Annotated in this window: 14 protein-coding genes; 5 read left to right on the plus strand and 9 right to left on the minus strand. The window is 59.0% G+C overall.

Annotation, left to right across the window (positions count from 1 at the left end; translation table 11 throughout):
* Positions 1-3: 3 nt before the first annotated feature.
* Together BK659_RS24555 and BK659_RS24560 are read right to left on the minus strand one after the other, a co-directional pair.
* Positions 4-1722, minus strand: a complete 1719-nt coding sequence (locus BK659_RS24555; protein WP_123427898.1) for a ShlB/FhaC/HecB family hemolysin secretion/activation protein — start codon at positions 1720-1722, stop codon at positions 4-6.
* Positions 1723-1950: 228 nt separating this feature from the next.
* A complete protein-coding gene (locus tag BK659_RS24560; RefSeq protein WP_123427900.1) occupies positions 1951-3297 on the minus strand; it encodes a DEAD/DEAH box helicase in 1347 nt (448 codons plus the stop codon).
* Between the two features lie 193 nt (positions 3298-3490).
* Between BK659_RS24560 and BK659_RS24565 the strand changes: the two genes are divergently transcribed.
* Entirely contained in the window at positions 3491-4789 is a 1299-nt protein-coding gene (locus BK659_RS24565) for a mechanosensitive ion channel family protein (RefSeq protein WP_123427902.1), read from the plus strand.
* 107 nt (positions 4790-4896) lie between these two features.
* Here BK659_RS24565 and BK659_RS24570 read toward each other — a convergent pair whose 3' ends face one another.
* From BK659_RS24570 to BK659_RS24580, 3 genes are all read right to left on the minus strand, one after another.
* Positions 4897-5763 carry a carboxylate/amino acid/amine transporter gene (locus tag BK659_RS24570; RefSeq protein ID WP_123427904.1) on the minus strand — a complete coding sequence of 289 codons (867 nt, stop codon included), beginning with the start codon at positions 5761-5763 and terminating at the stop codon, positions 4897-4899.
* Between the two features lie 344 nt (positions 5764-6107).
* Positions 6108-6707, minus strand: a complete 600-nt coding sequence (locus BK659_RS24575) for an FMN-dependent NADH-azoreductase (protein WP_123427906.1) — start codon at positions 6705-6707, stop codon at positions 6108-6110.
* Between the two features lie 149 nt (positions 6708-6856).
* Positions 6857-7171 carry a 3-phosphoglycerate kinase gene (locus BK659_RS24580; RefSeq protein WP_123427908.1) on the minus strand — a complete coding sequence of 105 codons (315 nt, stop codon included), beginning with the start codon at positions 7169-7171 and terminating at the stop codon, positions 6857-6859.
* A 49-nt stretch (positions 7172-7220) separates the two neighbouring features.
* Here BK659_RS24580 and BK659_RS24585 point away from each other — a divergent pair, with 49 nt between their 5' ends.
* The 4 genes from BK659_RS24585 (at position 7221) to BK659_RS24600 (ending at position 11450) form a co-directional block, all read left to right on the plus strand.
* A complete protein-coding gene (locus BK659_RS24585; RefSeq protein ID WP_123427910.1) occupies positions 7221-8144 on the plus strand; it encodes a PA3225 family LysR-type transcriptional regulator in 924 nt (307 codons plus the stop codon).
* A 14-nt stretch (positions 8145-8158) separates the two neighbouring features.
* Complete coding sequence (locus BK659_RS24590) at positions 8159-8962, plus strand: alpha/beta fold hydrolase (RefSeq protein WP_123427912.1); 804 nt, start codon at positions 8159-8161, stop codon at positions 8960-8962.
* 3 nt (positions 8963-8965) lie between these two features.
* Complete coding sequence (locus tag BK659_RS24595) at positions 8966-9529, plus strand: peptidylprolyl isomerase (protein WP_123427914.1); 564 nt, start codon at positions 8966-8968, stop codon at positions 9527-9529.
* An 88-nt stretch (positions 9530-9617) separates the two neighbouring features.
* Positions 9618-11450: an ABC transporter ATP-binding protein gene (locus BK659_RS24600; RefSeq protein ID WP_123427916.1), complete on the plus strand. Its 1833-nt coding sequence runs from the start codon at positions 9618-9620 to the stop codon at positions 11448-11450.
* Positions 11451-11635: 185 nt separating this feature from the next.
* Here the strand turns inward: BK659_RS24600 and BK659_RS24605 are convergent, their stop codons facing one another.
* The 4 genes from BK659_RS24605 to BK659_RS24620 form a co-directional block, all read right to left on the minus strand.
* Positions 11636-12760 carry a GNAT family N-acetyltransferase gene (locus BK659_RS24605; RefSeq protein WP_123427918.1) on the minus strand — a complete coding sequence of 375 codons (1125 nt, stop codon included), beginning with the start codon at positions 12758-12760 and terminating at the stop codon, positions 11636-11638.
* A 123-nt stretch (positions 12761-12883) separates the two neighbouring features.
* Complete coding sequence (locus BK659_RS24610) at positions 12884-13120, minus strand: anti-sigma factor family protein (RefSeq protein WP_123427920.1); 237 nt, start codon at positions 13118-13120, stop codon at positions 12884-12886.
* Positions 13114-13728, minus strand: a complete 615-nt coding sequence (locus tag BK659_RS24615; protein ID WP_123427922.1) for an RNA polymerase sigma factor — start codon at positions 13726-13728, stop codon at positions 13114-13116. The genes BK659_RS24610 and BK659_RS24615 overlap by 7 nt, the downstream gene beginning before the upstream one ends.
* 109 nt (positions 13729-13837) lie before the next feature.
* Positions 13838-14959 carry a beta-ketoacyl-ACP synthase III gene (locus tag BK659_RS24620; RefSeq protein WP_123427924.1) on the minus strand — a complete coding sequence of 374 codons (1122 nt, stop codon included), beginning with the start codon at positions 14957-14959 and terminating at the stop codon, positions 13838-13840.
* Positions 14960-14998: the final 39 nt, after the last annotated feature.

The raw sequence follows: 14998 nt of genomic DNA on the forward strand, positions 1-14998 counted from the left end.
AAATTAGAGGGAGAAATCCACGCGGAAATAGATCGGTGCTTCGCGCTCGGTCAACGCATCCGGCCGCTCCAGGGAGTGGGCGAAGGTCACGCTGGCAGACACGTGCTGACCACGAGCGAACAGTTCGATCGAGTCGCTCGACATCCGCCCATGTTGCTCGCCGTTGTAGCGGCCATGACTGATCACGCCCTGGTCGTAGCCCAGGCTGGTGCCATATTCAGCGAACACCGGACGCAACCATTCCCAGCTCACCGGGCGGCTCCAGCGCAGGTCGTTGCGCCAGTAGCCGCCGCTGTCACCGGACAGTGACTGGTCCTTGTAACCACGGATCGACGACAACCCGCCAAGGCTGGTGCGCTGCGGGCTGAACAGCACGTCCTCGCTACGCTGGCCGGTCATCAAACTGCTGAAGCTCAACGACTCGCCCCAGAGTTTGAACGGCTGCAAATAGCTCAGGGTGCCGGTGTATTTGCGGTACCGCGCATCCGGCTCGCCCGGGCCCGGGTGACCATTGCTCTGGGCATCAAAAGCGCCGATCCCTTTCTGCATGCCCAGGTCGAGGTTGACGAAGGCTGAGCCGACGCGCCGCCCGTGGTTGATCCCGAACTGTGCTTCGCTCAGATGGTTGCTGCTCAGGGCCAGTTTGCTGCCTTCGATGAAGTTGTTGCTGCGCAAGTGGGACACGCCGGCGCTCAAGGACGTCTTGCTCACGGCATCGCGATAGATCACTCGCTCGGCCTTGAACTGGTGAGTCTTGCTGTCGCCAGTCTGCTTGAAGTCGTAACCATTGGCGGCAATCAGCGAGTGGTAATCGCTCTGGCTATAGCTGTAGTTGAAGTTCCACCAGCCCCACGGCAAGTTGTAATCGAGCATGGAGTTGCTGGAGGTGTGGTTATGATCGCTCACCGCAGCGTGGCCACCGCGCAACATCAACTGGTCCGCCAGCCCCAGCGGATTGTCCCAGTCAAAGGTCGTGCCCCACTGCTGCTCGCCGGTGCTGCGCTGGCCTTCGTTACTGCGCGACAAACCGGCCCGCCAAGGCTTTTGCGGAGTGTTCTTGACCAGGACTTCGCTGCCGCCCACTGCTTTGCCGGGTGCCAGTTCCATCTGCGCCTGATTGGAGGGCAAGCGGTTCAACTGATCGACCAGTTGCTCGATCTCCCGCAGGTTAACCAACTGCCCCGCCTTGCCCGGAAAGGCCATGGCCAACTCACGGTCCGACAGCTTGCTGCCGTCTGCGCCTTTGATGCCTTCGAGCTTGCCCTCGACCACCAACACCTTCAAATGACCGGCAGACAAATCCTGCTGCGGCAAGTAAGCACGACTGGTCACCAGGCCTTTCTCGAGGTAGTAATCGGTGATGACTTTTAGCAGCTCGTTGAGCTGAGTGACGCCCAGGCACTGGCCGATGTAAGGCTTGAGCAAACGCTCGCGCTCACTGGCCGAGAGGCTATCGGCACCTTTGAGTTCGATGTCTTTGATCGGGAAGCAGCGGGTATCGGCTGGAGCTGTCGACGCTGTCGGTTTGACGACCTTACCGGGCAATTCCTTGAGTTCTTCCAGACGTCGGCGCTGCTCTTCGAGCAGGCGATCCTGACGCTCGCGGATCAGGTCGGTTTCACCAGGGGTGGGTGCGGCGTGGGCAAGGTTTACGCTGGCGAAACACAGCAATAGACACGGCAAAGCCGCACACAGCCTCTTCCCGAGGGTGGGCAGGTACATGTTCGATCCCTCGAGACGACAAGTGATATCAATATGATGGCGCAATGCTAAGTTGCCATCATTCTGACGTCAATAAGATTGTTACTAATTTGTTGCGGAGTGTGTCGTGATTGACACGTACGAGGCTCATGACGGCACTGACGTCAGGCTCGATCTCAAGATCGCCATGGGCTGAAAATGAAAAAACCCGGACAGTGTCCGGGTTTTTTGGTGAATCACCGTGGCGCGTTATTCAGCGGCCGGCGCTTCTGGCTTGCGGCGCTTGAGCGGTGCCATGCCGTCCTTGCTGACCAGCGACAGGGCGTCGGTCTTCGGGCGGTTGGCGATCTTGCGCTTAGTCGGTGCCTTGGCACCGGTTTTCTTCTTGTCGCCCTTGGCGTCGACCTTTTTCTTCTTCACGCCAACGGCTTTGCCCGAGGCCTTGACCTTTTTCGGTCCGCCGTAGGTGCCTTTGACTTCCTTGATGGTGCGGCGCTCGAAGCTCTGCTTGAGGTAGCGCTCGATGCTCGACATCAGGTTCCAGTCACCGTGGCAGATCAGCGAGATGGCCAGGCCATCGTTGCCGGCACGACCGGTACGACCGATGCGGTGAACGTATTCGTCGCCGCTGCGTGGCATGTCGAAGTTGATCACCAGGTCCAGGCCTTCCACGTCCAGGCCGCGAGCGGCAACGTCGGTGGCGACGAGGATCTTCACCCCGCCCTGCTTCAGACGGTCGATCGCCAGTTTGCGATCCTTCTGGTCTTTCTCACCGTGCAGGACGAATGCCTTGTATTCCTGCGCCACCAGACGGCCGTAGATACGGTCAGCCATGGCCCGGGTGTTGGTGAAGACGATGGCCTTCTGGTAGGTCTCGTTGGCCAGCAGCCAGTTAACGATCTGTTCTTTGTGCTGGTTGTGGTCAGCGGTGATGATTTGCTGACGGGTGGTGTCGTTCAACTGGCTGACGGCATTGAGCTGCAAGTGCTCAGGGTTGTTCAGGACCTTGGCGATCATCTCGCGCAGGCCCGAACCACCGGTGGTGGCAGAGAACAACATGGTCTGCTGACGGTTGGTGCACTCTTCAACCAGACGCTGTACGTCTTCGGCAAAGCCCATGTCGAGCATGCGGTCGGCTTCGTCGAGCACCAGCACTTCAACTTCTTTCAAGTCGAGGTTGCCGGCGTTCAGTTGCTCGATCATCCGGCCCGGGGTGCCGATCAGGATGTCCGGCACCTTGCGCAGCATGGCTGCCTGGACCTTGAAGTCTTCACCGCCGGTGATCAGGCCGGACTTGATGAAGGTGAACTGCGCGAAGCGTTCAACTTCCTTGATGGTCTGCTGGGCCAGCTCGCGGGTCGGCAGCAGGATCAGGGTTTTGATGCTGACGCGGACTTTGGCCGGGCCGATCAAACGGTTGAGGATCGGCAATACGAATGCAGCGGTTTTGCCGCTACCGGTTTGCGCAGTCACCCGCAGGTCACGCCCTTGGAGCGCGAGCGGGATAGCCGCTGCTTGCACAGGCGTTGGCTCGACAAATTTAAGCTCGGCCACGGCTTTGAGCAGGCGTTCGTGCAGGGCGAATTGGGAAAACACGGGTGCTACCTCGAAGAAATACAAAAAATCAGCTGCATAGGGTAACGGTTTCGAGCGCGAAGGCCGAGTTTCTTTATGCAAACGAACGCAAACAATGGCTATTTTGTTAGCGGATTTGTCCCTGAACGTAACTCGATGCGTCTTAAATGCTCTAATCGACCCGTCTCGTCCTATAGAAGAATCGTTTTAGCCCATGGATCTCAAACAGCTCTGGCTCAATACCCAAGACCTCTGGGGCGCTCTCGACCAACACCCGCTCATGCATTCCAGCCTGGCGCTGATGGTGCTGCTGGTGATCGCCTTGCTGCTCGGACGAGTGGCGCGTTATGTGGTGCTGCACGCCGTCAAACTGCTTGGCCGGCAACCGGCGATGCAGTGGTTCAACGACTTGTTCCACAATAAGGTGTTCCATCGCCTGGCGCAGATGACCCCGTCGCTGGTGATCCAGTTCGGTTTGAACCTGGTGCCGGAACTGAGCAAAACCATTCAAATTTTCCTCGGCAACGTCGCCCTGTCCTTCACCATTCTGTTCCTGGTACTGGCCCTGAGCGCCCTGCTAAACGCCTTGCTGGACATCTACGCACGCACCGAACACGCCCGCACCCGCTCGATCAAAGGCTACGTGCAGCTGGCGAAAATGGTGCTGTTCGTGTTCGGCGCGATCATCATCGTTGCGACCCTGATCGATCGTTCGCCGCTGTTGCTGCTCTCGGGTCTGGGCGCAATGTCGGCGGTGATTCTGTTGGTCTACAAGGACACCCTGCTGTCATTCGTCGCCAGCGTACAGCTGACCAGCAACGACATGCTGCGGGTCGGCGACTGGATCGAAATGCCGCAAGTCGGCGCCGACGGTGACGTGGTGGACATCACCCTGCATACGGTCAAGGTGCAGAATTTCGACAAGACTATCGTTTCGATCCCGACCTGGCGCTTGATGTCCGAATCGTTCAAGAACTGGCGCGGCATGCAGCAGTCTGGTGGCCGACGGATAAAGCGCAGCCTGTTCATCGACGCCAGTGGCGTGCGTTTCATACACGACGACGAAGAGCAGAAATTGACGCAGGTACGCTTGCTCACCGACTACATCAGTCGCAAGCAGGCCGAACTCAAGAGCTGGAACGAGGCCCAGGGCAACGTCGCGGCGATGTCGGCCAACCGCCGGCGGATGACCAACATCGGGACCTTTCGCGCGTATGCATTGGCGTACTTGAAGAGCCATCCGGAGATTCAGCCGAACATGACCTGCATGGTCCGCCAGATGCAGACCACCGCCCAGGGCGTGCCGCTGGAAATCTATTGCTTCACCCGCACCACGGCGTGGGCCGATTACGAACGGATCCAGGGCGATATCTTCGATTACCTGCTGGCGGTGTTGCCGGAGTTTGGGCTGAGTTTGTATCAGCAACCGAGCGGCGGGGATCTAAGGGCCGGCTTGCTCCCAGCGGTGCTCGGCGTAAGCCATATCCCCGAGCCGGAAAAGTGCTCGATGTAGCTACACATATCCCCTGTGGGAGCGAGCTTGCTCGCGATAGCGGTGTGACAGGCAACATTCATGTCGACTGACACTCAGCCATCGCGAGCAAGCTCGCTCCCACAGGTTTAGTGGGCGGCTACCCGCTTTTGTACACCCAACCGGCTAATCCACACCGCCGCCAGTATTACCATCGCGCCAAACATCAGCCGCCCCAACGCTTCATGCTGATTCCAGATCAGCAAGTTGATCAGCAACCCCACCGGCACATGCAGATTGTTCATCACCGCCAGCGTCCCGCCATTCACCAGGCAGGCCCCCTTGTTCCACCAGTAAAGGCCCAACGCGGTGGACACCAGTCCGAGGAACACCAGCACGCCCCATTGCAGTGGCGCTTGCGGCAGGAAGTTCTGTTTGCCGAACAACAGAAACGCCGGCAAGGCGACCGCCAGCGCGCCGAGGTAGAAGTAACCAAAGCGTCGATAATGCGGCAGATCGCTCGGATGGCGTGCCACCAGATGTTTGTACAGCACCTGGCCTGCCGCGTAGGTGAAGTTGGCCAGTTGCAGCAGCAAAAACCCCATGAAGAAGTCCGGGTTGATCCGGTCATAGCGGATCACCGCCGCGCCGAGTACCGCGACCAATGCCGCCACCAGTGCCCAGGGATTGAAGCGGCGGTTCAGCGCATCTTCGATCAAGGTCACGTGCAACGGCGTGAGGATGGTGAACAGCAAGACTTCCGGCACTGTCAGCACCCGGAAGCTCAGGTACAGGCAGACGTAGGTCACGCCGAACTGCAACGCGCCGATCAACAGCATCCCGCGCATGAACGCCGGTTCCACCTGACGCCAGCGGGTCAACGGGATAAACACCAGCCCCGCCAGCAACACCCGCACCAGTACCGCGAAATAGCTGTCGACATGCCCGGCCAGGTATTCGCCGATCAAACTGAAGGAAAACGCCTGAATCAGCGTGACAAAAAGTAGATAGCCCATGCTCGCCTCGTTTCGAATGGCGGCGACGATAGCGGGTTTTGCTATTCACTGCGAATCATCAAACAACACACAAATCCACTGTGGGAGCGAGCTTGCTCGCGATAGCGGCGTGTCATTCAACAATGATGTCGACTGACACTCCCTCTTCGCGAGCAAGCTCGCTCCCACAGGTTCATGCCCGCCCACAAAATCGCAGACAAAAAAAAGCCCGATCTCGCTAAAGCGTTCAATCGGGCTAGAGCACTCATGAGCAACAAGTGCAAAGGGAGGTTCGATGCGCGAACCGGCTTGAAGGGGGTTCGGGAGCTACTTAACCATCAGGTGATTATCTGGCGATTAACGGCTCAGGCGACCTGTGCAAGCTTGGCGTAGGCCTGGTTCAGACCCTTTTCATGGAAGTCACCGCCCAGGTTCATGCCTTCGGCGTGAATGAAAGTGACGTCGTGGATACCGATGAACGCCATGACCTGACGCAGGTACGGTTCCTGATGGTCCGACGTACTACCGGTGTGGATCCCGCCGCGAGCCGTCAGGACAATCGCCCTTTTATCGTTGAGCAGGCCCTGAGGACCGGTGGCGGTGTACTTGAAGGTCACACCGGCACGCAGCACGTGGTCAAGCCAGGCTTTGAGCGTGCTTGGGATCGCGAAGTTGTACATCGGAGCGGCCATCACCAGCACGTCGGCGGCCAGCAGCTCGTCAGTCAGTTCGTTGGAACGCTCCAGTGACGCCTGCTCGATTTCATTGCGTTGCTCGGCAGGTTTCATCCAGCCGCCCAGCAGGTTGGCGTCCAGGTGTGGAACCGGATGGGTCGCCAGGTCGCGAACGGTGATCTGGTCAGTCGGGTGCGCAGCTTTCCATTGGCTGATGAAGGTTTGGGTCAGCTGACGCGATACCGAGTCTTGCTGGCGGGCACTGCTTTCGATGATCAGAACGCGGGACATGGGATGTAGCCTCCATCGGTGAATGCTGTAAGTCGATGGAGTGGAGATTAAACAGAGTCGTATCGATGAAAAAGCACAAATAACTGCTATAAACCATCAATAAATTCGTTTATAAGCGGAGCGTATCTGCCCCGCTGGTGCAACGACCCTTATTTGGGTTTGCAGGTCAGGGTGATGTACAGCTTGATGATTTCGCGGTTGAACCTGGCCGAGAGATCGGCGCTTTTCCCAGCCTCCAGGCTCACGCGGCGAGTACGCGGTGTTTCCGGGCCATTGCGGAAGGCCACCGTGCATTCGGCGGCTTTACCGCTGTAGTTGTTCAGCGTAATGGCGCCCATGTCGCGAGCGGTGTCATAGGTGGTGTAGTCGATTTTCAGGCCGTTGAGTTCTTTTTGTACATCGATGGGGTAGGCAAACGCAGTCAGCGGCAGCATCGCCAGCACCACACAACAGATTTTTTTCATTCGGCAGCCTCCAATGGAAGCTGCCAGCTTAGGACAAGAGGAGCTCATCATGAAAGCGCCCCGCGTGACCCTTGATCAATGGCGTACATTGCAAGCCGTGGTCGACCACGGTGGTTTCGCCCAGGCCGCCGAAGCGCTGCACCGTTCGCAGTCGTCCGTCAGCTACACCGTGGCGCGCATGCAGGACCAGCTTGGCGTGCCGCTGTTGCGCATCGACGGCCGTAAAGCCGTACTGACCGAAGCCGGCGGCGTGCTGCTGCGCCGCTCGCGGCAACTGGTCAAACAGGCCAGTCAGCTGGAAGATCTGGCGCACCACATGGAGCAAGGCTGGGAGGCGGAGGTGCGGCTGGTGGTCGACGCCGCTTACCCGAGCGCCCGCCTCGTCCGCGCCTTGACCGCGTTCATGCCGCAAAGCCGCGGCTGCCGGGTGCGTCTGCGCGAAGAAGTATTGTCCGGGGTCGAGGAAGTCTTGCTCGAAGGCGTAGCCGACCTGGCCATCACCGGTCTCAGTATTCCCGGTTACCTTGGCGCGGAATTGAGCGACGTAGAATTTGTGGCCGTGGCCCACCCCGAACACCCGCTGCATCGTCTGAACCGCGAACTGAATTTCCAGGATCTGGAAACCCAGATGCAAGTGGTGATCCGCGACTCCGGTCGGCAGCAGCCACGGGACGTCGGCTGGCTCGGCGCTGAACAGCGCTGGACCGTCGGCAGCCTTGCCACCGCCGCGACCTTTGTCAGCAGCGGCCTGGGTTTCGCCTGGTTGCCCCGGCACATGATTGAACGGGAACTGAAGGAAGGTACGCTCAAGCTGCTACCGTTGGACCAGGGCGGCAGTCGAAACCCGAGCTTCTATCTGTATTCGAACAAGGACAAACCCTTGGGCCCGGCGACGCAGATCCTCATCGAACTGCTGCGCACCTTCGACACCGCACCGCTGGATGCGCCTTTCGCTGCACCAGAACAAGCCTGACAAGGAGTTGCGCCATGGCCTATTTCGAACACGAAGGTTGCACCTTGCACTACGAGGAATATGGCCACGGCACACCCCTGCTGCTGGTTCACGGGCTGGGCTCGAGTACGCTGGACTGGGAAAAACAGGTCCCGGAGCTCTCGACCCGTTACCGGGTGATCGTCCCGGACGTACGCGGCCACGGTCGCTCCGACAAGCCCCGCGAGCGGTACAGCATTGCCGGCTTCAGCGCCGACCTGGTCGCGCTGATCGAACACCTGAACCTTGGCCCGGCGCATCTGGTCGGGCTGTCCATGGGCGGGATGATCGGTTTTCAGCTGGCGGTGGATCAGCCATCGCTGCTTAAAAGCCTGTGCATCGTCAACAGCGCACCCGAGGTCAAAGTCCGCACGGCGGATGATTACTGGCAATGGTTCAAGCGCTGGAGCCTGATGCGCATCCTCAGTCTGCGCACCATCGGCACGGCCCTGGGCGGCAAGCTGTTTCCCAAACCCGAACAGGCAGACCTGCGGCAAAAGATGGCCGAGCGCTGGGCAAAAAACGACAAACGTGCTTATCTCGCCAGCTTCAATGCCATCGTTGGCTGGGGAGTTCAGGAACGACTGGCGAAAGTCACCTGTCCAACCCTGATCGTCAGCGCCGACCGCGACTACACACCGGTGGCGCTGAAAGAAGCCTATGTAAAACTGCTGCCCGATGCGCGGCTGGTGGTGATCGAAGATTCACGCCACGCAACGCCATTGGACCAGCCACAACGTTTCAACCAAACCCTGCTTGAATTTCTAACCGCAGTCGACACCACTACCCAGGATCATTGACCCATGCTGAAAAAAATCGCCCTTGTCGCAGGCTCCGTTCTGTTCGCCGCCAACCTGATGGCCGCAGACGCTGCCAAGGCTCCGCACGTCTTGCTCGACACCACCAACGGCCAGATCGAAATCGAACTGGACCCGGTCAAGGCACCGATCAGCACCAAAAACTTTCTCGCCTATGTCGACAGCGGTTTCTACACCAACACCATTTTCCACCGTGTGATTCCAGGGTTCATGGTCCAGGGCGGTGGTTTCACCCCGCAGATGGCGCAAAAAGACACCAAGGCACCGATCAAGAACGAAGCCAGCAACGGCCTGCATAACGTGCGAGGCACGCTGTCCATGGCGCGCACCTCCGATCCGGATTCGGCCACCAGCCAGTTCTTCATCAACGTCAAGGACAACGACTTCCTCGACCCGGGTCGCGATGCCGGTTACGCGGTGTTCGCCAAAGTCGTGAAAGGCATGGACGTCGTCGACGTCATCGTCAACTCGCAAACCACCACCAAACAGGGCATGCAGAATGTGCCCATCGACCCGGTGCTGATCAAGTCGGCCAAGCGCATCGACTAAACTGCACAAGGAGTCCTGAGCGGCAACGGTATTATCACCGAGCCGCTCACATCGAAAAAAGGAGAGCCCGTACGCGGGCGTTTATCTGATGCTCTATCGTCGTTTCGAAAAACTGATCGATATTTTCCGTGACGCCCCGACGGCGGCTCCGCCGAGCCGGGTTCTCCCCTTCTATACCTATTATTTGCGCCAGGTCTGGCCGAGTTTTGCCGCGCTGTTGGTCGTCGGCTTGATCGGCGCGCTGATCGAAGTGGCGTTATTCAGTTACCTGAGTCGAATCATCGATTTGGCCCAAGGCACACCCAATGCAGACTTTTTTAAAATCCACGGCGTCGAGCTGGCCTGGATGGCGGTGGTCGCACTGATTCTGCGACCGATATTCGTCGGCTTGCATGACCTGCTGGTGCATCAGACCCTGAGCCCCGGCATGACCAGCATGATTCGCTGGCAAAACCACAGTTACGTGCTCAAACAGAGCCTGAATTTTTTCCAGAACGACTTCGCCGGGCGTATCGCCCAACGGATCATGCAAACCGGCAACTCCCTGCGTGACTCGGCGGTGCAAGCCGTTGACGCGTTGTGGCACGTGCTGATCTACGCGATCAGCTCGCTGGTGCTGTTCGCTGAAGCCGACTGGCGCCTGATGATCCCGCTGTTGACCTGGATCGCCTGCTACATCGGCGCGCTGTGCTACTTCGTGCCACGGGTGAAAGAACGCTCGGTGGTGTCCTCCGATGCGCGCTCGAAACTCATGGGCAGGATCGTCGACGGCTACACCAACATCACCACACTGAAACTCTTCGCCCACACCAACTTCGAACAGCAATACGCCCGCGAAGCCATTGAAGAGCAGACCGAAAAATCCCAGCTGGCCGGTCGCGTGGTCACCAGCATGGACGTGGTCATCACCAGCATGAACGGCCTGCTGATCGTCTGCACCACCGGTCTGGCGCTATGGCTGTGGACCCAGTCGCTGATCTCGGTCGGCGCGATTGCCCTGGCCACCGGTCTGGCGATCCGCATCGTCAACATGTCGGGCTGGATCATGTGGGTGGTCAACGGCATCTTTGAAAACATCGGCATGGTCCAGGACGGCCTGCAAACCATCGCCCAACCGATCAGCGTCACCGACCGCGAACCGGCACCGCGCCTGGAAGTGGCCCGTGGCGAAGTGCGTTTCGAGCACGTGGCGTTTCACTACGGCAAGAAAAGCGGAATCATCGGCGACCTCAACCTGACCATCAAACCCGGTGAAAAAATTGGCTTGATCGGCCCTTCAGGCGCAGGCAAATCGACCCTGGTGAACCTGCTGCTACGCCTCTACGACTTGCAGAGCGGGCAGATTCTGGTCGACGGCCAGAACATCGCCAACGTAGCCCAGGAAAGCTTGCGCGAACGGATCGGCATGATCACCCAGGACACCTCACTGCTGCACCGTTCGATCCGCGAGAATCTGCTTTACGGGAAACCCGACGCCACCGACGAAGAACTCTGGGAGGCGGTCCGCAAGGCCCGCGCCGACGAATTCATCCCGTTGCTGTCGGACGCTGAAGGGCGCACCGGCTTCGATGCTCACGTCGGTGAGCGTGGGGTGAAACTCTCCGGTGGTCAGCGCCAACGGATTGCCATCGCCCGGGTGCTGCTCAAGGACGCGCCGATCCTGATCATGGACGAAGCCACCTCGGCGCTGGACTCGGAAGTCGAAGCGGCGATTCAGGAAAGCCTGGAAACCCTGATGCAGGGCAAAACCGTGATCGCCATCGCTCACCGGCTTTCGACCATCGCACGGATGGATCGCCTGGTAGTGCTGGAAAAGGGCCGGATCGCCGAAAGCGGCAGCCACGCCGAACTGCTGGCCCACGGCGGGTTGTATGCGCGGTTGTGGCAGCACCAGACCGGTGGGTTTGTCGGGATCGATTGAGACGAGAGCGCTGTAGCAGCTGTCGAGCCCGCGAGGCTGCGTTCGGCTGCGAAGCGGCCGTAAAATCAGGCAGCGCGTTCTTTCAAGCAAAACGCATACACAGGATTTGCGAGGACTGCGTCCTCGAACGCAGCCTCGCGGGCTCGGCAGCTGCTACGGGACATAGCCACCAGAGCCAATGAAAGTCAGCCCTGCCGGTAGGGCAAGGCGCTCTTCGCCTCTTCTGCATACCCCATGACACCCAGACGTTCGCGCTCAAGAAAGTCCTTCACTGCCGCTTTCAATCCAGGGTGCCGCAAGTAGTGCCAGGAATGGGTGATCACCGGCTCGAAACCACGAATCAACTTGTGCTCGCCCTGAGCGCCAGCGTCGAAACGCTGAAAGCCGTTAGCGATTGCGTACTCCATGCCTTGATAGAAACAGGTCTCGAAGTGCAGGCGGTCGAACTCCGCCAGGCAGCCCCAATATCGGCCATAAAAACTATCGCCACCGATCAGACTGAAGGCCATGGCCACCGGCCGTGATCCTTGTTTGGCCAGGACCACCCGAATGGCTTCGGGCATGCGTTCGGCCAACAGACTGAAAAACTCCCGCGTCAGGTACGGCGACTGCCGACGCACCGCATAGGTGTTGGCGTAGCAGGCGTAGACAAAATCCCACTGTGCCTGGTCGAGTTGATGCCCCTCAAGCCATTCAAACTCGATGCCCTGCCCCGCCACTTGTTCACGTTCTTTGCGCATCTGTTTGCGCTTGCGAGAACTGAGTGCATCAAGGAAGTCCTGAAAATCCCGATAACCGCGATTCTGCCAGTGATACTGGCAACCGATGCGTTGCAACCAGCCCGGTTGCTCGGCCAATGCCGCATCGGTAAAGGCGTCGGTAAAGTTGATATGGGCGCTGGAGAGCCCTTCAGTTTCCAGATAACCCGGCACGCTGTTCAGCAGTTCGAAACCATCCTGCACAGTGGCCGCCAACAACCGTGGCCCGCTGACCGGGCTGAAGGGCACAGCCGTCAACAGTTTGGGGTAGTAATCGATCCCGGCGCGCTCGCAAGCATCAGCCCAGGCATGGTCGAACACGTACTCGCCATAAGAATGCCATTTACGGTAACTCGGCAATGCCGCGAGCAGCCGACCGTCTTCGATATGCAGCAGATGCTCCGGCTGCCAGCCGGACTGCGGCCCCAGGCTGCCACTGTCTTCCAGCGCTGCCAGAAAGGCGTGACGCAGAAACGGCTGAGTCGCGGGCACCAGCGCATCCCACTCTTGAGGCGCGATGGCGGACAGACTGTCCAAAACGTGTAACGGCATCCTGTTCCCCAGCGGTTGTTGCCTAACGACCCGCCGAGTATCGCCCATCCCCGGCACTTGCCGAAATAAAAAAACCCGCCGCGGCGGAGTCAAAACGAAGTATGAGGGAGGTGCGACCTGAAACTATTTTTTACCCTTTTGACGCTCGGCGGCCAGGCGTTCGGCGAGTTCGTCGACATCGGGAACCGGTTTTTCGGGCATGACGCGCAAGGTCGCCTGCATCAAGCGCATCTGCCGAATGAACCGCCGGCAATTGGGGCAAAACATCAAATGATGACGCATCATCAGCCGCTCACGAAAACTCAACTGACCATCGAGATAATCGCTGGACCGCGCCACTTGTTCCTTACAGGTCAACATTCGCCGGTTTCCTCAAAATGCTCCACGGTCGCAAACACCTTCAACCGTGCCCGGTGCAGCAGCACCCGAACATTGGAGAGCGAGATCTCCAGAAGATTACAGATCTCCTCCAGCTCCAGGCCTTGGCGCTCACGCAACAGCAGCACGCTGCTTTGCAGTTCCGACAGGCTGAGCAAGGTATTTTCCAGGCATTCACGCAGTTCGTTTTCGGTGAGCAGCGCTTCAGGGGTGTCCTGGTGCCAGCTGAACGGCGCCACCAGCCAGTGGCCATCTCCGGGGGAGAAACGATCATCATCGATGGTGCCGTGGGGTGACGGCAGGTCATCGAGCAGCACTTCCCGACGGTTTTGTTTATATCGACCTTTTGCCGCGTTGGCGGTGATCGTCAACAACCAGGTCTTGAGGCTGGAACGCCCCTCGAATCCGCTCAGGTTGCGCACCACCGACAGCCAGGCATCTTGCACCACTTCGTCGGCATGCCGGGTACCGACGATGGCATAGGCCACCGCCCGCATGGCGCCCTGGTAGGTGCTGACCAACTCTTTGAAAGCCTTCTGCTCGCCCGCCAACAGGCGTTCGAGCAGTTGCGTGTCGTCAGCTGCGGCCATTGATACCTCGCGTCCGAATGTGAGTACCCGATAGAAAAAGATCGCAGCCTGCGGCAGCTCCTACGGGGGTTGGGCTTCTGCCCTTCTCGCGCAGGCTGCGATCTTGAACTCAGCGCTTGCGCAGAATCACGCTGCCAATCGAATAACCGGCACCAAACGAGCTAAGTACCGCCAGCGAACCTGCTGGCAAATCGTCCTGGTTCTTGTGAAACGCAATCACTGAACCGGCGGAGCTGGTGTTGGCATACGTATCGAGAATCACCGGGGCTTCTTCTTCGGTGGCTTCGCGGCCCAGCAGCTTCTTGACGATCAGGTGGTTCATGCTGAGGTTGGCCTGGTGCAGCCAGAAACGCTTCACGTCGCTGACATTCAGCTTGTTCTCGTCCAGATGGGTTGCGATCAATTCCGCGACCATCGGGCAAACGTCGCGGAACACCTTGCGACCTTCCTGGACAAAGAGTTTGTCACGGGCACCGATGCCCTCTTCCGCCGCGCGGTTGAGGAAGCCGAAGTTGTTGCGAATGTTGTTGGAGAACTTGGTCAGCAGTTTGGTGCTGACAATGTCGAACTGGTACTTGGACGTGGCCAGATCGGCACGTTCGATGATCACCGCAGTCGCTGCGTCACCGAAGATGAAGTGGCTGTCGCGGTCACGGAAGTTCAAGTGACCGGTGCAGACTTCCGGGTTGACCATCAGGATCGCCCGGGCCTGGCCCAGCTGTACGCTGTTGGTGGCGGCCTGAATACCAAACGTTGCCGAGGAACAGGCGACGTTCATGTCGAAACCGAAACCTTCGATACCCAGGGCTTCCTGGACTTCGATGGCAATGGCCGGATAGGCGCGTTGCAGGTTGGAGCAGGCGACGATCACCCCGTCGATGTCCGCTGCGGTCTTGCCGGCGCGTTGCAGGGCTTGCTCGGCAGCACCAATGGCCATCTGGCAGAGCACCGACCATTCATCGTTGGAACGCTCAGGCAAACGAGGCGCCATGCGCTTTGGATCGAGAATGCCTTCCTTGTCCATGACAAAGCGGCTTTTGATCCCGGAGGCTTTTTCGATAAAGGCTGCGCTGGATTCGGTCAGCGCTTGCACTTCACCGCGCTCGATAGCGTCAGCGTTGTCAGCATTGAACTGAGCTACATAAGCATTGAAAGACTGCACCAGCTCTTCGTTGGAGATGCTGTTGGCCGGGGTGTACAGGCCGGTGCCGCTGATGACGACATTATGCATGGTCGTTTCTCTAATCCGTTCAGGCAGAAAGCGTTGGCA

The organism is Pseudomonas brassicacearum, assembly GCF_003732225.1.
Classification (GTDB): Bacteria; Pseudomonadota; Gammaproteobacteria; order Pseudomonadales; family Pseudomonadaceae; genus Aquipseudomonas; species Aquipseudomonas brassicacearum_E.